This window comes from Agreia bicolorata (assembly GCF_000938265.1).
GTDB lineage: Bacteria > Actinomycetota > Actinomycetes > Actinomycetales > Microbacteriaceae > Agreia > Agreia bicolorata.
In genome coordinates, this window is sequence record NZ_JYFC01000004.1 from 321,710 (window position 1) to 342,102 (window position 20,393).

Annotated in this window: 16 protein-coding genes; 8 read left to right on the plus strand and 8 right to left on the minus strand. The window is 66.8% G+C overall.

The window, feature by feature from the left end:
- The first annotated feature begins 129 nt into the window (after positions 1 to 129).
- Together TZ00_RS19975 and TZ00_RS11675 are read left to right on the plus strand one after the other, a co-directional pair.
- Entirely contained in the window at positions 130 to 3,924 is a 3,795-nt protein-coding gene (locus tag TZ00_RS19975) for a glycosyltransferase (RefSeq protein WP_084606065.1), read from the plus strand.
- The gene (locus TZ00_RS11675) at positions 3,914 to 5,347 is read left to right on the plus strand and encodes a DUF5719 family protein (protein ID WP_044441867.1); all 1,434 of its coding nucleotides are present in this window, start codon (positions 3,914 to 3,916) and stop codon (positions 5,345 to 5,347) included. Before TZ00_RS19975 ends, TZ00_RS11675 begins: the two co-directional genes overlap by 11 nt.
- 24 nt (positions 5,348 to 5,371) lie before the next feature.
- On the opposite strand, the gene TZ00_RS11680 is transcribed toward TZ00_RS11675, so the two are convergent.
- Positions 5,372 to 5,821: a metallopeptidase family protein gene (locus TZ00_RS11680; RefSeq protein ID WP_044441869.1), complete on the minus strand. Its 450-nt coding sequence runs from the start codon at positions 5,819 to 5,821 to the stop codon at positions 5,372 to 5,374.
- A 118-nt stretch (positions 5,822 to 5,939) separates the two neighbouring features.
- Here TZ00_RS11680 and TZ00_RS19325 point away from each other — a divergent pair, with 118 nt between their 5' ends.
- Positions 5,940 to 6,146, plus strand: coding sequence for a DUF3499 family protein (locus TZ00_RS19325; RefSeq protein WP_078714138.1), 207 nt, complete (start codon positions 5,940 to 5,942; stop codon positions 6,144 to 6,146).
- A 50-nt stretch (positions 6,147 to 6,196) separates the two neighbouring features.
- Positions 6,197 to 7,681 carry an adenosylhomocysteinase gene (ahcY, locus tag TZ00_RS11685; protein WP_044441871.1) on the plus strand — a complete coding sequence of 495 codons (1,485 nt, stop codon included), beginning with the start codon at positions 6,197 to 6,199 and terminating at the stop codon, positions 7,679 to 7,681.
- 18 nt (positions 7,682 to 7,699) lie between these two features.
- Here the strand turns inward: ahcY and TZ00_RS11690 are convergent, their stop codons facing one another.
- Positions 7,700 to 8,575, minus strand: a complete 876-nt coding sequence (locus TZ00_RS11690) for an RDD family protein (RefSeq protein ID WP_084606066.1) — start codon at positions 8,573 to 8,575, stop codon at positions 7,700 to 7,702.
- A 17-nt stretch (positions 8,576 to 8,592) separates the two neighbouring features.
- Here TZ00_RS11690 and TZ00_RS11695 point away from each other — a divergent pair, with 17 nt between their 5' ends.
- Positions 8,593 to 9,588, plus strand: a complete 996-nt coding sequence (locus TZ00_RS11695; RefSeq protein ID WP_044441872.1) for a stage II sporulation protein M — start codon at positions 8,593 to 8,595, stop codon at positions 9,586 to 9,588.
- Between the two features lie 91 nt (positions 9,589 to 9,679).
- Here the strand turns inward: TZ00_RS11695 and TZ00_RS11700 are convergent, their stop codons facing one another.
- The 6 genes from TZ00_RS11700 to TZ00_RS11725 form a co-directional block, all read right to left on the minus strand.
- Entirely contained in the window at positions 9,680 to 10,483 is an 804-nt protein-coding gene (locus tag TZ00_RS11700; RefSeq protein ID WP_152631179.1) for a hypothetical protein, read from the minus strand.
- 272 nt (positions 10,484 to 10,755) lie between these two features.
- Positions 10,756 to 12,087 (minus strand): DUF58 domain-containing protein, encoded by a 1,332-nt coding sequence (locus TZ00_RS11705; protein WP_044441873.1) that lies wholly within the window; start codon positions 12,085 to 12,087, stop codon positions 10,756 to 10,758.
- 25 nt (positions 12,088 to 12,112) lie between these two features.
- A complete protein-coding gene (locus TZ00_RS11710; protein WP_044441875.1) occupies positions 12,113 to 13,087 on the minus strand; it encodes an AAA family ATPase in 975 nt (324 codons plus the stop codon).
- 46 nt (positions 13,088 to 13,133) lie between these two features.
- The gene (locus tag TZ00_RS11715; RefSeq protein ID WP_044441877.1) at positions 13,134 to 14,345 is read right to left on the minus strand and encodes a DUF4350 domain-containing protein; all 1,212 of its coding nucleotides are present in this window, start codon (positions 14,343 to 14,345) and stop codon (positions 13,134 to 13,136) included.
- Positions 14,342 to 15,028, minus strand: a complete 687-nt coding sequence (locus TZ00_RS11720; RefSeq protein ID WP_044441878.1) for a DUF4129 domain-containing protein — start codon at positions 15,026 to 15,028, stop codon at positions 14,342 to 14,344. The genes TZ00_RS11715 and TZ00_RS11720 overlap by 4 nt, the downstream gene beginning before the upstream one ends.
- 13 nt (positions 15,029 to 15,041) lie before the next feature.
- Entirely contained in the window at positions 15,042 to 16,193 is a 1,152-nt protein-coding gene (locus TZ00_RS11725) for a DUF7544 domain-containing protein (RefSeq protein ID WP_139368667.1), read from the minus strand.
- 125 nt (positions 16,194 to 16,318) lie between these two features.
- On the opposite strand from TZ00_RS11725, the gene mtrA reads away from it, so the two are divergent.
- From mtrA to TZ00_RS11740, 3 genes are read left to right on the plus strand one after another with little or no spacing between them, the layout of a single operon-like run.
- The gene (gene mtrA, locus TZ00_RS11730) at positions 16,319 to 16,999 is read left to right on the plus strand and encodes an MtrAB system response regulator MtrA (protein ID WP_044441880.1); all 681 of its coding nucleotides are present in this window, start codon (positions 16,319 to 16,321) and stop codon (positions 16,997 to 16,999) included.
- 6 nt (positions 17,000 to 17,005) lie between these two features.
- Positions 17,006 to 18,697: an MtrAB system histidine kinase MtrB gene (mtrB, locus tag TZ00_RS11735; RefSeq protein WP_238579667.1), complete on the plus strand. Its 1,692-nt coding sequence runs from the start codon at positions 17,006 to 17,008 to the stop codon at positions 18,695 to 18,697.
- Entirely contained in the window at positions 18,694 to 20,382 is a 1,689-nt protein-coding gene (locus TZ00_RS11740; RefSeq protein WP_044441882.1) for an LpqB family beta-propeller domain-containing protein, read from the plus strand. Before mtrB ends, TZ00_RS11740 begins: the two co-directional genes overlap by 4 nt.
- The last annotated feature ends 11 nt before the right edge of the window (positions 20,383 to 20,393 follow it).

The following is a 20,393-nucleotide window of genomic DNA, read 5'->3' on the forward strand; positions in this document are numbered from 1 at the left end:
TCGCTCGCTGCGCTTGTCGAAGGGCGACGGGCTCGGCGGACGATGAGCTTGATAGACGATCGACCGATATCCCGGCACGCCGGGGCCGGACGGCTCGCTATCGCACGCGGCGCTTAGGGTCTAAGTGATATGCGCGCCCGAGTTACAGCAGTCCTAGTCGCCTCCAACGGAGCGGACTTCCTTCCGCGCACCCTCGACGCCTTGAAGGCGCAGACGAGGCAGCCCGACAGCCTCATCGTTGTCGACGTCGGTTCGACCGACACGACGCCGGCGCTGCTCGCCGGCGCGGCACCCACTCACTTCATCCAGGCATCGGGCCGCCTCAGTTTCGGCACGGCCGTTGCACATGCCCTCGGCGTTGTTCCGCCACCTGCCGATGAGAACGAGTGGCTGTGGCTGCTCGCCCACGACACGGCCCCAGAACCCGACGCGCTCGCGGCCCTGCTCGCCGCTGTCGAGGTCAACCCGTCGGTCGCTGCCGCAGGGCCGAAGCAGATGGACTGGGAGCACCCCGACTACATCAGTGAGTTCGGCGAGACCCTGACCCGGTTCGGGGCCACCTACGCGATGGCCGAGACGGAGCTCGACCAGGCGCAGCACGACCGCATGAGCGACGTGCTCGGCGTGGGCGCGGCCGGCATGCTCGTTCGTCACACTGTGTGGAACGATCTTTCGGGATTCGACGATGCGCTTCCTACCGCGGACAACGGCCTCGATTTCAGCGTGCGCGTGCGTCTTGCAGGCCACCGGGTCATGGGTGTTCCCGCGGCGCGCATCGCCTCTGCCGGAGCTGGTCTCGCGGGCCCCGGTCGCAGTGAGAAGGGTCGAGCCAGGCGCAAGCGCCAGGCCGACCGTCGAGCTGCGCAGTTGCACCGACGTCTCGTCTATGCTCCCGCCTTCGCCGTGGTCTTCCACTGGCTCTCGCTCGTTCCACTCGCCATCGTGCGCAGTCTCGCGCAGCTGGTCCGCAAACAGCCCGGCGCCATCGGCGGCGAGCTGTCGGCCGCCTTCCGTACGGCCTTCGGATCGCGCGTGAACGACGCCCGTCGAAACCTGCGTGCCGCGAAGAGGGTGGGCTGGAACACCATCGCGCCACTGCGCATTCCGGGCGATGAGGTGCGACGTCGGCGCTCTCTGCAACGCGAGATCGCCCTCACGCACCTGCGCGGCGAGAAGGATCGCATCCAGTTCATTGCCACGGGTGGCGTCACGACCGTTCTGATCTTCGCGGTTCTCGGCCTCATCATGTTCGTTCCGCTGATCGGCGCTGTCGCCCTCACGGGCGGTTCGCTGCTTCCGGTGAGCGCCACACTGTCTGAGCTGTGGAGCCACGTCGGCTACGGATGGCGCGACATCGGTCTGGGGTTCGTGGGCGCAGCGGACCCGTTCACGACCGTACTGGCCGTTCTCGGATCGATCACGTTCTGGTCTCCGTCTCTGGCGATCGTCGGCCTCTATCTCGCCGCACTGCCGCTCGCGGCGCTGGCTGCCTGGTTCCTCGCGGCACGCCTCACTGACAAGCCTTGGCTGCGTGCTGTCGCCGCCGTGCTCTGGACTCTGGCGCCCACCTTCCTGGCTTCGCTCGATCAGGGAGCCATCGGAGCTGTGCTGGCGCATCTGCTGCTTCCGTGGCTCGTGCTCGCGGGCCTGGCTGCCCGCAAGTCGTGGTCTGCGTCGGCCATGGCGGCGATCCTGTTCGCTGTCACGCTGGCCGGCGCCCCATCGCTCTGGCCCGCCCTGCTCATCATCTGGGTCGTCTCGGTCGCCACCGCGGGCCGCAACGTCGCGCGCTACATCGGCATCCCCATTCCTGCCGTCGTCCTCTTCCTGCCGTTGGCCTGGGGTCAGTTCCGCGCGGGCAACCCGCTCGGCCTGCTGGCAGATCCGGGGGTTCCCGCTGTGCGCGAACCGGGGTCAGTTCTCGCTCTGCTGAGCGGCATCCCCGATTCGGCACAGAGTGGATGGACCGGCCTGGCCTCGATGGTCGGAATCGACTCGTCGATTCTGCAGATCGTGCTGGCGATCGCCGTCGTTCCGCTTGGGCTGACCGCTGTTCTCGCGCTTGTTCTACCCGGTCCGAGTGTTACGCGGGCGATCGTCGCCGTCGCCGGCTCGCTCCTCGGCCTCGCCACGGCCATCGCCTCGACTCGTATCTCGCTCGATGCCATCGGCGCCGATCCAGTGGTGCTCTGGGCAGGCCCCGGCCTCAGCCTCTACTGGCTCGGACTCATCTGTGCGGCCGTCGTGGGGCTGCACGCGCTCAAGCGGTTCTCGATCGCTCCTGGAGTCCTGGCTGCGACCACCGTGGTTGTCGTCGCGGTGCCGCTCGTCGCTTCGACGCTTCTCGGCGCGTCCGCCATCCAGACCACCGACGGCCGTCTGCTGCCGGCCTTCGTCACGGCCGAGGCGGCATCCACACCCCGGGTGGGCACGCTCGTGCTCACGCCGCAGCGCGACGGCGGCATCAAGTCGGCGATCGTCACGGGAACCGGCGTGATGCTCGACGACCAGTCGACGCTCGCGTCGACCAATCGAGATGCGACGCGCGACGCCGAGCTTGCAGATCTCATCGGCAACCTCGCCTCGCAGAGCGGAAGCGACAGCACCCCTCGCCTCGCCGAGCTCGGAGTCGAGTTCGTGCTGCTCGCCAACCCTGCGCCCGGAGACACTGACCCGGCGTTGGTCACGACGACGACTCGCTCGACCGCTGCGTTCGATGCCAATGCATCGCTGACCACGGTCGGTAAGACCTTCGCCGGAACTCTCTGGCAGATCACGGGCACCGACGGCATCTCGAGTCTGCCCGAGCCGAAGCCCAGCAACCTCGGATCGGCGACCGGAGTGCTCGTCCTCGTTGCACAGGGCATCGTCTTCCTCCTGATGCTCCTCCTCGCTCTTCCTGCCGGGCGTCTGCAGCCCCACGGTGCCCGCGCCGTGAGTGCGCTCGAGCCCGCCGGCGCATCCATGCCCGACGAGCCCGATGCAGAGGGCGACGACGACGATGACGACGAGACGTCGAAGACACCGGATGGGCAGGCCGCCGAGGCAGCGGGCGCCCCGGTGCCCGGCGCCTCACCACGTCGCCGACTCTTCACGCGCAAGCCGCGTCCGGATGCCGCCGCCGAAGCTGCTGCTGCGGCCGCGGCTGCGAGTTCGGCAGCCATCGCATCCGCGCCGGAGTCTGAGCCGGTGCCTGACTCCACCCCTGACGAATCGGCGACACCCCGGGAGGGTGCATCGGAGACGTCGGGGCTGGAGCCCGATGAGCAGACGGTGGTGGAAGCCGAAGCAGCTACCGCTGCGGAGTCGGAGCAGCCAGAGCGCTCTAGTGTTCGGCCTGCGCCCGCCACCGTTATTCACCCGGGCGAAGACTTCGATCTCATCGGAGCGCCTGATCCTGTTCTCGAAACAGAGCACGAGACGCCCTCGCTTGCAGACCTTGTCGAAGCCCCGGCCTCGACCGAGCTGCCACCGGTAGAGGCAGAGCCAACCGGCGAATTCGTCGAGTCGCCCGAGGCTATTCAGGAGCCAGAGCCAGAGCCAGAGCCAGAGCCAGAGCCAGAGCCAGAGCCAGAGTCAGAGTCAGAGCCGGAGCCGGAGCCAGAGGCCTTCCCTGAGGGCGAATCGGCGCCCCGGACACCGACGGAGTTCGCTCCCGAGGCCGAGTACGCCCCAGGGGCCGACGCCGAGAGCTACCCGCAGAACGCTGCCGAGCCCGTTTCCGACGAGGCGTTCGTGTACACGCCGCCGCCGATGGCCTCCCCGCCACAGGCTGACGGTGAGTCCGACCCCGAACCGGCGTTCTCGCATCCGCGTGCCATGCCCGATGACATCGACGAGGGCTACGATCCCGACGCGGAGACCGTGATGCGAGTGAAACCAATCGACTTGAGTCACGAGGAGGACGAGCACGATGGCCGCTAAGCGCACCGTGATCGCCACCAGCGCCCGTGCGCTGGGGGCTGCCCTGACCCTCGGGGCGGGCGCGGCCCTCGTGGCCGGAGCCGTTCTGATTCCCCTGCCATCCCACACGGCCTCTGTGCCGTCGGTCGAGGTCGCGCCCACCCCGCTGCCTCAGAGCCTTGTCTGCGCGGGGTCGCTTCTGCAGCTCTCGAACGGCGCCGGAGCCGACGCAACGACGGCCTCGGGCGTGGGCACACCGAAGCGCAGCAGCGGTTCCGACGATGCCGATGTCGACATCGAGCAGTCGCCTCTTGCGGCGCCAGACAACTCCACGGTCAGCGACGCGACTGCTCCTACGGCCGTGACTGCTCCGGCCGCCGATCCCGGGGTTCTCATCGCTGCCGCACAGTCTGTCGCGGTCGCTCAGGAGGACATCTCGGGCCTCGCCTCGACGAACTGCGCGGAGGCGCAGGCCGACACTTGGCTCGTCGGCGGCGCGACGACCGTGGGGCGCACCAGCTTCGTGCTTCTGAGCAACCCCACCGAGGTCACGGCCGATGTCGACCTGACCTTCTTCTCCGAGAACGGGCGACTTGACGCGCCGGGTTCGACCGGCATCACGGTGCCGGCCAAGTCGCAGCGGGTCTTCTCGTTGGCCGGCTTCGCCCCGAACGCCAAGTACCCGGTCGTTCACGTTGTCAGCACCGGTGGCTACGTTGCGGCGAGCTTGCAGCAGACGGTCATCCGCGGCCTCGAGCCCGGCGGTATCGAACTCACGGGCCCGACGGCCGCGCCGTCGACCGACGTGGTCTTCGCCGGAGTGAAGATCACAGGAACGTCAGCGATCGCAGAACGCCTCTCCGCCGATGGCTATGCCGATCTACAGGCCGCCGTGCGCGTCTACGTGCCGGGCGATACCGATGCCACGATCACTGTCTCGGTCGCCAGCGAGAGCTCGGGCTCGGCCGACGGTTCCTACACGCTCAGTGCTCCTGCGGGAGTCGTCAGCGAGCTGCCACTGAAAGACCTTCCCGATGGCAGCTATTCGGTGAGCCTCGATTCGACCCAGCCGATCGTCGCGTCCGCGCGCACCTCCGTTCTGGCCTCCGGCGCGATCGACTTCGCCTGGAATCAGGCGGCAGCGCCGCTTGACGAGGATGTGCTGGTGCCGATCGCGCCCGGGCCGTCCCCGCGCATCCATATCGCGAATTCAGGCGACAAAGAGGCGACCGCAACTCTGCGCACGGCGTCGGGCAACGAGGTGAAGATCGTGGTGCCCGCCGGCGGAACGAAGGGCCTCGACGCACAGCCGAACACCGTCTACACGGCAAAAATGTCGTCGGCGGTGAGCATCAGCGTGGGGTACAGCGGCGATGGCCAGCTCTCGGGCTACACGGTGGCGCCGCCGAGCGACCTAGCAGCCCCGATCGTCGTTTACCCGTAGTCGAGGGGTTCGGCAGACGCGTCGTCAGAAGTGGCGAAAGCCCTCGGGCGCAAGATCCCACGGATCTTTGCCGAGGTATTCGGCCACCGCTCGAAAGACGCAGCTCTCGATCAGCATGCGCCGGTGCGCCTCGTCGTCACGATGCAGGTGAGCCAGACGCTCGATCGGTACGCGGTAGAGAATGATGCGGTCGCCCAGTACGCGCCATCGCTCCACCCCGGTGTCCGCGGTTCCGGGCTTGCCGTTCGCACCGTAAGGGAGCGCACCGATCTCGAAGACCGCATCGGCGAGTTCGTTCGGCCAGACGCTGCGCAGGTATTCGGCGGTCGATGCGACAGTCGTGTCGAAGAAGTCGATGCGCGTGTTCATCATGGGCAGGTGCGGGCCCGTGACAGCCGAGCGAAGACCCCTGCCGTGCCGGTTGCGACCGGATCCTCGAGACGAGGCCGGGGCGATGCGACGTGAGCGAGCCATGGCGAGAGTCTATTCTCTGCGGCCCTGCGCGGCAGAACCCGTCGAAGCCTCGTGCCCCGCGCGACACACGACAGAGCCTCACGGCTCCGCGGGCGAGGCAGGCGTACGGTGAAGGGTGATGACGAATCGACCGTGTTCCCGAGTAGCGTGCCCCGATGAGGCGGTCGCCACTCTCACGTATGTGTACGCCGATTCTCTTGCGGTTCTGGGCCCGCTGAGCCTCAGTCACGAACCGCACAGCTATGACCTGTGCACGCGTCACTCAGAACGCCTCAAAGCACCGCAGGGGTGGCAAGTCATGCGCCACGTTCAATTCAGCCAGTAGGCACGCACAGCCCGGGCACTCGTGCAGCGGTACCTCTTTACAATGGGAGCATGACTTCTGCTGCTGCTCCGGTGACCACTCTGCCCTTCAAGGTCGCCGACCTGACGCTTGCTGAGGCCGGTCGTCACCAGATCCGCCTTGCCGAGAACGAGATGCCCGGGCTCATGTCGCTGCGTGAGGAGTTTGCCGAGTCTCAGCCTCTGGCTGGGGCTCGCATCATGGGCTCGCTGCACATGACCGTGCAGACGGCCGTGCTGATCGAGACCCTCACCGCCTTGGGCGCCCGCGTACGTTGGGTCAGCTGCAACATCTTCTCCACTCAAGACGAGGCGGCAGCTGCCATCGTGGTCGGGGCCACGGGAACACCCGACGCCCCGGCGGGCGTGCCGGTCTTCGCCTGGAAGGGCGAGACCCTCGAGGAATACTGGTGGTGCACGGAGCAGGCCTTTGACTGGTCTGCCGAAGCCGCAGCAGAGGGGGCCGACTTCATCGGACCGAACATGATCCTCGACGACGGCGGAGACGCCACGATGCTCGTTCACAAGGGTCGGCAGTTCGAGCTCGACGGGGCTGTGCCCGCTGGCCAGCCCTCAGACAGCGACGAGTACGGAGTCGTTCTCGACCTTCTGCGTCGCTCGCTTGCGTCGTCGACCGATCGCTGGACTCGCATCGCTGCCGACATCCAGGGCGTGTCTGAAGAGACCACCACGGGTGTGCACCGACTCTACGAGCTGGCGTCCGCCGGTGAGCTGCTGTTTCCCGCGATCAACGTGAACGACTCCGTCACGAAGAGCAAGTTCGACAACAAGTACGGCATCCGCCACTCGCTTCCGGATGGCCTGAACCGCGCGACAGACGTTCTCATCGGCGGCAAGGTCGTGTTCGTGGTCGGCTACGGCGACGTGGGCAAGGGAGCGGCCGAGGCCCTTCGCGGGCAGGGCGCCCGCGTCATCGTGAGTGAGGTCGACCCAATCTGTGCGCTGCAGGCCGCGATGGACGGCTACCAGGTCGCGCGACTCGAGAGCGTGATCGGCGATGTCGACATCATCGTGACCGGCACCGGAAACGAGAACGTGGTCACGGTCGAGCACATCCTCGGGCTCAAGCACCTGGCGATCATCGCCAACGTCGGCCACTTCGACAATGAGATCGATATGGCGGGGCTCGAGAAGCTCGAAGGTGCCGTCAAGGTCGAGATCAAGCCGCAGGTACACGAGTGGCGCCTGCCCACGGGCCGCAGCGTTCTCGTCCTGTCAGAGGGACGTCTTATGAACCTGGGCAACGCCACCGGCCACCCGAGCTTCGTGATGAGCAACTCGTTCACCAACCAGGTGCTCGCTCAGATCGAGCTCTACGCCTTCAACGAGCGCTACCCGATCGGCGTCTACGTGCTGCCGAAGCACCTCGACGAGAAGGTCGCGCGCTTGCACCTCGATGCTCTGGGCGTTGAGCTCACCGAACTCACGCCTCGACAGGCGGCCTACATCGGCGTTCCCGTGGAGGGCCCGTACAAGGTCGACCACTACCGGTACTGAGGCCGCGAGGTGGCGTGACTAGCGTCGAGGAAACCCGTGCGGCAGGCTCTGCAGGATCGGGTCGAGCCCGCTGAGCGCTGCTTTCTGAAGCTCAAGCGCCGCATATTCGCGATCGCGGCGAACAGCCGCGACGCCCGACAGGAAGAGCGCGGGGTGCACCTGCGGAATGGGCGAGACGAACGGTGTGACCTCTGCGGCGAGTTCTGCGGCGATGCGCTCTCGGGTCGCCGGCGCCATGCGCGGCGCCTGAACAAGGAACTGGGTCACTCTGTTGCCGAGCCGGTCGGGCATCCGTGCGACATCGGCGACATCGGCCCACGCCTGGAGCATGACGGGAACGCCGCGAGCGTGGCTGACCGGCGTAGGTACCCGCTCGTGCTGGCTGTACGTTCCGGCGAGAAGATCGCCGAGCCTCTTCGATTTGCCGTTGAGCAGGGCCGTGACCACGGCGATCGCGCCCAGGGTCATGTAGATCTCGAGCACGCCGACCAGCCCTCGAATCACGGAGTGTCTGATCGAGATGGCGCCGCCGTCGTCTCGCACGATGCGCGCGCCGACGGCGAGCTTGCCGACAGAGCGGCCCTTCAAGACCACTTCGAGTGTGATCGGCACGACGGCGAAGCACAGCACGAGTGCCGAGACGCTCAAGGCGGCGAGGAGCGCCTCGTCGATGACGCCGCTTTGACCGAGTGCGCCGATTCCCAGCATCAGCACGATCAGGATGGCCACCGAAATGATGAAGTCGATTGCGCCGCCTCCGGCGCGAAGAATGAACCCGGCAGGGCGCACATCGAGCGCGACCGCTTCGCCGATCAGCAACTCGTCGTCGGTGAAGGCATCTGCGAGCGGATCGGCGAATCCTGCGACCGGGGAGGCGACACGGGGATCCGTCATGAATACAATTCAAGCAGATGGATCTTGACGCCTACACTGCAGCCCACCGCGACGAGTGGGCCAGACTCGACGCTCTGAGCAAGAGTCGAGTGCTGTCAGGTACCGACGCGGACGAGCTCATCGAGCGTTATCAGGCCGGTGCATCAGATCTGTCGGCCATCAAGACCACCGTTGGATCGACCGCGCAGGGCGCCCAGCTATCGCTGTTCCTCTCGCGAGCCCGACTCCGATTCACCGGGGCCGGCGTCAATGTGCTCCGGCAGATTCCCGCCTTCTTCGTGTTCCAGTTACCGGCCGCGCTCTATCGCATCCGGTGGCTGACGCTTGTGCTCGCGGTCGTCACAGTCGGGGTGGCCGCGCTGTACGCGCTGTGGGTGTCGAACGATCCGCAGGTGCTTGCCAACCTCGGATCCGATGCCGAGCTGAAGAAACTCGCCGACGAGGACTTCGTCAACTACTATTCCGAGAATCCCGCGGCGTCGTTCACCGGGCAGGTATGGACCAACAATGCTTGGCTCGCGGCGCAGTGCATCGCGTTCGGCATCACCGGCTTCTACGTGCCCGTGCTCATCATGTCGAACGCTCAGAACCTCGGACTCAGCGCCGCCGTGCTGTTTCACTACGGCCAGGGCGACACGTTCTTCCTCTACATCATGCCGCACGGTCTTCTCGAGCTCACGGCCATCTTCGTCGCCGGTGCCGCGGGCCTGCGCATCTTCTGGGCGTGGATCGCGCCAGGAGCGCGCACTCGGTCGCAGGCGCTCGCAGAAGACGGCCGCGCGCTCTTCACAGTGGCGCTGGGTCTCGTGATCGTGCTCTTCATTTCCGGAGTCATCGAGGGCTTCGTGACTCCTCAACCGTGGCCGTGGGCTGTGAAGATCGGCATCGGCGCTCTCGCCCTGGCGGCATTCCTCGCGTACATGCTCATCGTGGGGCGAGCCGCAGTGCGGGCGGGCCAGACGGGCGACCTCGACGAGTTCGAGTCCGGGGCGAAGCAGCTCGTAGCGGGCTGACCGGCGCGTGCGCCGGCATCCATTCGTCAGTTGATGCTCGTAACGTCGCGAATGAGGACATCCCGCGACGGATGGATGAGAGTCGTGCCTCTCAGGGATGCCACCCGCCCGCGCGGAGTGCGCGCTCTGCCCGCGCGATCGCAGTCTTGCCGCCCGCGAGCATCGCCCCTTTTCTGATGCGCACGACATTCCAGCCGGCCTGGATCGCGTCCTCGATCTTGATCTCGTCGCGGTCGTACTGTCTATCGTCGAGTCGATGCTGCTCACCGTCGTACTCGACGATGACCATCCACTGACGGTGCACTTGATCGAAGCGCCCTATCCACCGGCCTTCGTCGTCGTAGACGTTGACGTTGAGCTCTGGCTCGGGTAGCCCAGCCCGTTGGAGGATGAGACGAAGCAGGGTTTCGCGTCTCGATTCGGCACCGTCTCGCACATCCGCAAGTGCCTTGCGCGCGGCCCGAGCCCCGGGGCCGTGATAGCTGTCGACGCGTGCGCGCAACTGCTCGGTGGTGACGTAGGGGCGACGGTCATCGGCACGCTGCTTCGCTGGTGTCAGCACCAGGTGATCGGCGGCAGCGACGAGGTCATCGTGCGTCAGTGAAGCCGCCAAGTGGCACCACGTCGTAGCGGCGTCGACGACGGGTACACCGAAGCGCATGACCGCCGAGGCGAACGGATCGGTGAGCTGATGTCCGGTCACCCCGGACCCCCGAGGCCGCGCGATCGGTGCTCTGACCGACACATGCACACCCTCACGCCTGCTGAAGGTCGTAGGCAGGGGGATTCCCCAGACCCGCGCTGCTGTCAGATGCGAGAAGGCTTGTCCGGGGCGCCATCGTGACATGAAGGCCGAGCGCTCGAGCTGCTCGGTGTACTCTGCGTCCACCGGCACTCGAACCCCTCGGTGCGCGATTCTGAGATCGCGACCTCGCAGGCGTCCACGTCTTATTCCTGCGGCGTCCGACTCACGAACACTGAATGCGCGTCCGGCAAGCTGCGGTGGCAGGGGCTCAGGGGATTTCACCCCAACATGGTGCCCGAGTGGCAGCGGGGTCCGCTGAATTCATCCACAGGGACCCGCACTGGCGCATCCATCCGTCGCCAGATGCTCCCAACACCGCGAATGAGGACATGTCGCGACGGATGGATGAGCGCAGCCGCGGGTCAGAGGCGACCGGCCGCCTTTAGCGCCAGGTAGCGGTCGGCGAGCATCGGCGGCAGAGCAGAGGGCGAGCCCGTCACTACGTCGCCGCCGAGTCGTGTGATGGCCGCAGTGACCCGCGCCATATCGAGCAGCGAGCGTTCCGCAGAGGCTGCGCGATAGGTTTCGTCGCGGTCGCCACGTTCTGAGACCGCTCGCAGAATCTCGGGGTCGGAGACGGCCGCCACCAGAACCGTGTGGCGCTGAGCCAGTTGCGGTAGCACGCTCAGCAGACCGCTCGCCGACGCAGGAGTGTCGATCGTCGTCAGCAGCACCACGAGCGCCCGCTGATTCGTGACTGCCCGAACCTGCGCTGCCATCGACGACCAGTCGGTCTCGAGTAGTTCAGGATCGACGGTGGCCATCGTGTCGACCATTCGATTCAGCAGCTCGCCGCCGCTCGCTCCCGTGACGCGACCCCGGATGCGGCGGTCCCACGCGATCAGATCGATACGGTCGCCGGCCCGCGTCGCGAGGGCCGCGAGCAGCAGCGATGCCTCGATCGACGTGTCGATGCGCGGCTCGTCGTCGATTCGCGCGGCCTGGGTTCGTCCGGTGTCGATCACGATCACGATGCGCCGATCGCGCTCCGGCCGCCACGTGCGAATCATGAGTTTCTGCTCGTGCCCGGCCCGGGCATCCCCTTGCCGAGCGGTGGCTCGCCAATCGATGGAACGCACGTCGTCGCCGCGTACGTACTCGCGCAGGCTGTCGAACTCGGTTCCTTGGCCCCTGATCTGCACGCTGGTCGCGCCGTCGAGCTCTCGCAGTCGTGCGAGGCGCGAGGGCAGATGCTTGCGGGAGTTGAACGGAGGAAGAACCCGGATGCGCCCCGGGCTCGCGAGCGTCGCCTGCCTGGCCCAGAGCCCGAGCGGCCCGAAGCTCCTCACGGTGATGCCGGCCGTGCGGCGGTCACCGCGACGGAACGGTGTGAGTGTGGTGCGCAGCATCCGGCGTTCGTACGAGGGCACCGTGACGGATTGACGCGTGGCCGCCGCACCGGCCGACGGCTGCCACGCGTCTCGAACGAGGCCGCGCAGCGCTCTGCGGTTCTCGTTCGTAATGAAGAGCTCGCTCGACACCGTTTCGCCGAGACGTACGCGATTCGGCAGCACCCTTTCGATCACGAGGCGGCGCGGGGAGGCCGCCAGAATGAGGTCGACGATGCCGATCAACACGCTCAGCAGCAGCCACAACACAAGGGTGAGTTCGGCCTGGCGGTATGCCTCGCCGAGAAGAACCACGGGAACCACGCCCAGGGCGACAAGCAGTACGAAGCGACCCGAGACAGCCATCAGAGAAGGTGCTTTCGCCCGGTCATCAGATGGGAACCTGCACCTGGCTGAGAATCGAACGCAGGATCGAGTCGACCGAGACACCTTCGAGTTCGGCCTCGGGGCGCAACTGGATGCGGTGGCGGAGAACAGGGAGCACCATCGCCTGCACGTGGTCGGGGGTGATGGCAGGGGAGCCGTTGAGCCAGGCCCACGCCTTTGCCGAAGCGAGAAGAGCCGTGCTTCCGCGGGGGCTGACGCCGAGCTTCACCGACGGACTCTGCCTTGTTGCGCGGGCAAGATCGACGACATAGGCGAGCACATCCGGACTCGCGCCGACGGCGGCGGCCGAGGCCTGGGCCTGGCGCAGTTCGGATGCTCCGAGCACGGCCGTCATGCCGGCCCCGGTCAGGTCTCGCGGGTTGAATCCGGCGGCGTGCCGTTGAAGCACGGCGATCTCGGTATCGCGCGGCGGCAGGTCGAGAACGAGCTTGAGCATAAACCGGTCGAGCTGCGCTTCGGGCAGTGTATAGGTGCCCTCGTACTCGATGGGGTTCATCGTCGCGGCCACAAGGAACGGGTCGGGCAGCGGGCGGCTGAGCCCGTCGACGCTCACCTGCCGCTCCTCCATGGCTTCGAGCAGAGCCGACTGCGTCTTGGGAGGTGTGCGGTTGATCTCGTCGGCGAGCAGGATGTTCGTGAAAACGGGGCCCTCGCGGAACTCGAAGTCGCCCGACTTCGCGTCGTAGACGAGCGATCCAGTTACATCTCCGGGCATGAGATCGGGGGTGAACTGCACGCGGGTCGTGTCGAGCGAGAACGCGTGGCTCAGCGAGCGCACGAGCAGCGTCTTGGCAACACCGGGAACGCCCTCCAACAGCACGTGACCCTTCGCCAGGAGCGCGACGATGAGACCGGTCACTGCGCCGTCTTGGCCGACGACGGCCTTGGCCACCTCGGTGCGCACGCGTCCCAAAGCCTCACGGAGCTGGTCGGGAGTCTGTTCTGGCTGGTCTGTCATGGTCGGCCTTTCGGTGGGGACACGGGCAGGAGGAAGGGTGACACGGTCATGGACGGACCGCCCGGGTTACGGCGCTCTCGAGCTCGAGAAGACGGTCGGAGTATGAGACGAGGTCGGCCTCATTCGATGGCACAGCCGCAACAAGAACCGATTGGATGTCGCTGAGCGGCCTGGCGGGCAGAACTGCGGCGACCGAGGTGATCACCTCGTCGACCGTGGCATTGCGCGGAAGACCCAGAATGGACGACAGCCGGGTGATCGTGCCGATGCGCAGCGAGTCGAGTGCGTGGGTGTGGGCGCCGGCCCGGGCGTAGAGGCGTGCGCGGCCCTCCATGGTCTCGCGCGAACGCACGGTGACCGGAAGATTCTCGACCACCAGCGCGCCGAGTCTGCGCCCTCGCCAGATGGCGGCGGCGAGGAAGGTGAAGACGGTGAGAAGGAGCACGGGGGTCACCCAGTCGGGAGTGAGAGACGCGATGTCTGCCGGCCCGTCGGCCTCGACATCGTATGCCGTGGGCACGTACCAGACGAGGGTGTCGTCTTCGCCCAGGAGGCTGAGCGCGAGCGCCGCGTTCCCTGCTCCGGTGATGCCTCTATTGCTCAGTACATCGGTCGCGCCGAGAACGGTGACTGTGCCGTTCGGAGTCTCGGTGCGCACGACGTAGTATGCGTCATCGGAGCTGCGGAAGCAGAGTTCGGCGCCGCTGTCGACCGCCGCGCGGTACGAGCGTCCGCCACCGATGATGGTGCCCGCGCGCACGGCGGCCGGCAGGGAGCATCCGGCATCGACGCCGTCGATCTCGCGAGGTGCGCCGGCCGCGGAGACTCCGGGCGCGAAGGCGCGCAGTTCGTTGAACCCTGGGAGAAACAGCACGACCCGGTCGGCGAGCTCGGCGGCCTCGTCCAGCCGTTCGTCGGACAGGTAGCCGCCGGGGTCGGCAAAGGCGAGGGTCGCGCCGGGAGCCGCCTTCACCGCAGCACGCGCCTCGTCGAGCGTGTCGGCCTGAATGACGTCGACACTCTGCTGACGCAGCACCTCGGCCAGGGCTTTGCTGCCCTCGGGCGCGGTGTTCGTGATCGAATACGGCGCACGGCTGCCGCCGCCGGTTCCGGATGCAACGGCCACGACGAGCAGGCCGACCACCGCGACCGCAGCGAGAATGAGCCAGAACCGCCAGCGTCTGGCCGTGCCGCGGAGCGTGGGTGTGGTGGCCTCCGCGCGAGGGGCCGTGCCACGCTCGACCGGCGGCGCGCTCACAGCGTTGCTCCCTGATCGGCGACCCGCTCGAGTCGAGACGGTCTCGCTGAGCTGATGTCTCTGTCGAGCGCGGCGATCTCGTCGAAGCCCTCCCTGGTGCCTGGTTGGTCGAGGTAGCGCACGCCGTCGAATGCACGGGCTCCCCGTGCCAGACGATCGCCGTGCTCAGGGAAGGCCCGAGCGGCGCGGGCAGCGAACTCCTGAGCGGTCGTTCCGGGGGTGACGGAGACCGCCGTGCGTTCGGCAAGCTGTCGTGCGACGGCACGGAACATTTCTTCGATAGCCGTCACGAAATCGCCCGCCGCGGCGGCTGCGTGCGCGGATGCGCGCAGCTGGGTCGATGTGCGCGGGTCGTCGGCGTCGGAGAAGAGCGCGCCTGCCGCCTGGCTTTTGCGCCGCAGGCGCGGCCGCCCGAACACGAAGAACGCCGCAACGATGAGTCCGATGATGAGAACGGTCACGACGAGCGGAAACAGGTCGGGAACCGAACCGTCCTCCGGGGCGCGGAAGGAACCGAGCCAGTCTTGGATGGCCTGGGCTATGCGGTCGATGAGGGTGGGCTTTGCCGCCGCGTACTCGGGTTTCGCGAGCTCGTCGAGCAGCAGTTTTCGCGCAGCTGGAGCATCGGGATCGACGGGAACGTCGGTGACGAACAGCACGGGCAGAGCGAAGATCGAGAGCATAAGAGGGGAGAGGTCAGCCGTTTCTCTGAGACGACACGAGATACGGATCCGGAACGTCGTGGGCCCCTCCGGTGTGCCGCGCCTCGACGTAGCGCATCAGATCGAGATCGAGGCCCTCGCGGCGCATCCGGAGATCGATGTAGATGACAGCCACGGCCGACGACTGCACGACGGCGGTGACGGCGCCCAGAACAAGGCTGATGATGAGGGTGAGCCCATAGGTCACGATCGTCACCGCGATGAACGAGGCCGAGTCCTCTGATCCGCCGGTGGGAAAGAGGAACCCGGTTGCGAGTCCACCGATGAACGACACCGGCGTTGTGATGATCTGCGAGGCGAACGAGAGAATCACGCTGATAAGGGCGAGAACTCCGAAGGTCTTCCAGAACGAGCCGTTGGTGAGACTCCACGACCGCCTGATCGACGAGAGCATTCCCCGCCGCTCGAGCACAATGATCGAGGGCACGAGCGCGGTCTTGGTTCCCAGCCAGATGCCGGATGCGGTGAGCACGAGCGCGCCCAGCACTCCGACGCCGATCGCGACGCCGATGGCGGCGTCGCCGATCGCCGTACTGCCGACGACGCCGATGAGCACGGCGAGACCGACGACCGCTGCGACGGCGATGACGATCACACCCAGCAGCACGGCAAACCAGGCGACGAGAGGCCAGAGCCGCCGCCCGGCGGCCCTCCAGAGCACGCCCATGCGATTCTTCTCGCCCAGAGTGCCGCGGGCCACCTCGACGACGAGCACACCCTGCAGCAGCGCCGAGCTGAGGATCGACAGAGCGACCGGTATGAGGCTGGCGAGGATCACGGTCGCCCAGGCCCCGGCAGTGACCGCGTCACGATCTTCGGGGAGGGCGCTGTCGATGCGGTTGAATGCCAGAATTCCGGCACCGCCGACGACGAAGACGGTGACGAGCGACGTGGCGAGTTGCGTGATCAGCGCGCTGCCGAAGGTGGCAGCGGGATTTCGCCGAAGCACCTGGAACGGCGCGCCGAGCAGCATTCCGAAACTGAGCGGGCGCAACGGCAGCAGGCCTGGCCGAGGAGGGGGTGCCCAGCCGGCGGGAGCAGGCGGCGGCATATGCGGATAGCCGGCCGACGGCGGGCCGAATGAGGCCTGGGGGATTCCCCCGTATGGATTCTGGCTGTCGCTCACCGGTGATCCTTCATCGTCGTAATCGGTGTCCCCCGGCATGTCACGTACGCCCATGCTTCCATATACCGCGCCTGCCCGCAGTCTGCTGTGAGGCGAATGCGCCCGCCTCGACTAATCTTTACCGCATGGATGCTCGCATACTGGTCGTCGACGATGACACCGCCCTGGCTGAGATGATCGGCATCGTTCTGCGTGCCGAAGGATTCGAGCCGGTGTTCTGCGCAGACGGGGCAGAGGCACTGGGCATCTTCCGCGAGTCGAAGCCGGATCTGGTGCTCCTCGACCTCATGCTGCCTGGCCTCGACGGCATCGCGGTCTGCCGCCTGATCCGCGCTGAATCCGGTATACCCGTGATCATGCTCACCGCGAAGGCCGACACCACCGACGTGGTGAAGGGCCTCGAGGCAGGCGCCGACGACTACGTGGTCAAGCCGTTCAATCCCAAAGAGCTGGTGGCACGCATCCGAACCCGCCTGCGGCCGAGTGCCGCCGGTTCGCCCGAGTTGCTGCAGGTGGGCGACCTCGAACTCGATGTCGCCGGCCACGAGGTGCGTCGGGGCGACGCACGCATCGGTCTCACCCCGCTCGAATTCGATCTTCTGCATGCTCTCGCCGCCAAGCCTCAGCAGGTCTTCACCCGTGAGATGCTGCTCGAGCAGGTCTGGGGCTACCACTACAAGGCCGACACCCGCCTGGTGAACGTGCACGTGCAGAGACTCCGCGCCAAGGTCGAAGAAGATCCCGACAATCCGCGCATCGTGATGACCGTTCGTGGCGTCGGCTACCGGGCGGGTCAGGTCTCGTAGCAGGCTGTGTCGACCGACAGCATCGCCACCGTCGAGGGGCGTCGCACGAGCCGAATCGGGCCCACCATCGTGCGCGAGTGGCGCACCTGGCCTCGGCAGATCGCGCGCGGCTGGCGCGGCTCCCTGCAGTTCCGCACGATCGTGATCACGGTCGCGCTTTCGGCGGTCGCCCTGTCTGCCACGGGAGCCTTCGTGTCGACGAGCATCAGTAACGACCTCTTCAACTCGCGACTCGATCAGGTGCTGGTCGAGTCGAAGCGCGCGGCGACGGCGGCGCAGACCATCTTCGACTCGTCCGATGTGACGGGACAAGCCGCGAGCCTGTCACTGCAGAGTTCTGTGCAGAATGCCATCACCGCGTCGACGTCATCGCGGCTGGTGGCGCTCTATGTGACGCCGGGCACCGAGACGGGCCCCAACACGGCGATCTCGTTCAGTGCGCTCAAGCTCGTCGACGTCATCACGCCGGAACTTCGCCGGCAGGTCGCGTCGGGCAGTGATGACCAGACTCAGTACTGGCAATCCGTCTCTCTTCGCGACGGACAGAGCGCTGCGGTGCCGGGCATCGTGGTGGGCACACCGCTCTTCGTTCCAGGGGCCGGCGAATTCGAGCTCTACCTCGGCTACGACCTCGCCGAGGCCGACCGCACCCTTGTCTTCGTGCAGCAGATCCTCTGGATCGCGGCCCTCGCCCTCAGCCTATTGATCGGCGTGATCGCCAGGGTCGTGGTGCGACTCGTGGTCGAGCCCATCCGCGTTGCCGCCGAGACGAGCGCCAAGCTCGCGGCCGGCGAACTCGAGGTGCGCATCCCTGAGAAGGGCGACGACGTGATCACCACGCTGGCGAGATCCTTCAACGGCATGGCCGACAGCATCCAGTCGCAGATCACCCAGCTGGCCGATCTCTCACGCGTGCAGCAGCGGTTCGTCTCGGATGTCTCGCACGAGTTGCGCACGCCTCTCACCACCATTCGGCTCGCCGGCGATGTGCTGTACGACCAGCGGGAGTCGTTTCCACCCGCGACCTCGCGCACCGCAGAGCTGCTGCACACGCAGACGGAGCGCTTCGAGCTGTTGCTCAGCGATCTGCTCGAGATCAGCCGGTTCGACGCGGGATCTGCCGAGCTCGAGACCGAACCCGCCAGCCTCGTGCATCTCGTCGAGGACTCCATCGACGAGATGAGTCAGCTGGCACTGCAGGCGGGAAGCGAGCTGCGTCTCGTCGCGCTCGGCGGCTACTTCGAAGCCGATATCGACCCCCGGCGCATCCGGCGCATCGTGCGCAATCTTCTGGGCAACGCGATCGAGCACGGAGAGGGGCGCCCGATTGTTGTGTCCATCGACAGCACGGCCACGGCCGTCGCGCTCGCGGTGCGCGACTACGGGATAGGGATGACCCCTGAGGCTGCCTCGCGCGTGTTCGACCGGTTCTGGCGGGCCGATCCATCGCGCAAGCGAACCATCGGGGGCACCGGCCTGGGCCTGGCGATCTCTCTCGAAGATGCGACCCTGCACGGCGGAGAGTTGACGTTGTGGAGTGAACCGGGCGCCGGCTCCTGCTTCCGGCTCACGCTGCCCCGTATCAAGGGAAGGCCGATCGGCGTCTCGCCGCTGCCGCTGCCGCCGCTCGACGCTGCCGGAGAAGCGCAGACGCACAACGCCTTCGATGAACAGGCCTTCAACGGAGACAAACCATGATGCGTTTTCGATCACGAGCCCTCGTCGCCGCGATGGCATCGCTGACCGTGCTGCTGCTTGCCGGCTGCGTCGGCATCCCGAGTTCCGGCCCGGTGGAGAAAGGCGATGTGCTCGCGACGTCGGACGAGATCGACATCATCTTCCAGCCCTCTGGTCCGGCGGTCGACGAAAGTCAGGAGGACATCCTTCGAGGATTCATCCGAGCCGCGTTGAACCCTCTGAACAATTTCGATGTCGCGAGGTCGTTCCTCAGCAAGAACTTCGCCGACCAATGGAAGCCCGACGCCGGCGTCACGATCGATCAGAGCGGGCGCAGCACTCAGGTGACCTCTGAGACTTCGATCGACCTGAAGGTCAGCCCGATCGCCACGGTCGACTCGAACGGCGAGTACAGCACAGTCCCTTCAGCCGCCCCCGTGACTCGCAACTACACCTTCGTGCAGGAGAACGGCCAGTGGCGCATCAATACGGCTCCCGACGGCATCGTGATGCTCTCGAGCGAGTTCGCCGAGGTCTACAACTCGTACCCGCTCTATTTCTTCGATCCCAGCTACCAACGTCTGGTGCCCGACGTGCGCTGGTTCCCGCGCGTGGCATCCAACACGGGCACCCGCATCGCGCGGGCGCTCATCACTGGGCCGTCGGCATGGCTTGGCGGCGCTGTGGTCACGGCGTTCCCGGAGGGCACGGGCGTGACGAGCGTTCCCGTCGACGCCGGTGTGGCATCCGTCGACCTGTCGGGCCCCGTTCTCGACTCGAGCGCCGCAACCCTCGAGCGGATGCATGTGCAACTGCGTTCCAGCCTGCTCGCGCTCAGCGGGGTGTCGACCGTGCGCATGACCGTGGATTCGACCGAGGTTCCCCTCGCCACCTCGAGCGACACCGGGCCCGTCACAACGCCGCGTGTCGACAGCCGTGCACTGGTGCTGCGCTCAGGGCAGTTCGGGTTCTTCACGGGCAGTTCACTGACGCCCATCGAGGGCATCAGCGACGACGTCGCGTCGTTGGATGCGACGTCGATCGCGTTCTCGGATTCCGTGCCGGGCCTGCAACTGGCCGCGGTCGGCACGGCCGCCGGCGTGTATGCCGTCGCTCCCGCATCCACGCCCGGCATCGTCGACGACCGAGCCGCGCTCATCGCGCCGAGCATCGATCCCGACGGCTTTGTGTGGACGGTTCCCAGCGGCTCTCCGCTCGATATTCGCGTGTCGGCGGCGGGTCGCACGCCCTCGAGCTTCACCGCAACGTGGGACGGCGCGGCTCAGATCGTGTCGCTCGACGTGTCGCGTGATGGTGCGAGGGTTCTCGCGTTCCTCATGATGGATGGCAAGCCCCGCCTCGTGGTCGCCTCGGTCTTGCGCGACAAAGACGGCACGCCCACGGGGCTCGGCGAGCCGGTCGACCTGGCTGAGGGCTCGGGTACGGCGGTGGATGCGACGTGGGTCGACTCCCTGTCGGTCGCGTCGGTCACTCTCACCCCGTCGGGCGACAACGCGATCGTGCAGCAGCAGATCGGCGGCACGACCACTCAGCTGGCCGATGCCTCGAAGGTCGCCTCGATCGTGGGATCGAACGACGTCGTGGGCCTGCGAGTCCTGTCTTCCGACGGCAATATCCTGCAGCAGAGTGCCAACACATGGCAGGTGAGGGCCGCCGACGTCGCGGTCCTCGCGACCCAGTACTGAGTCCTGTCCTC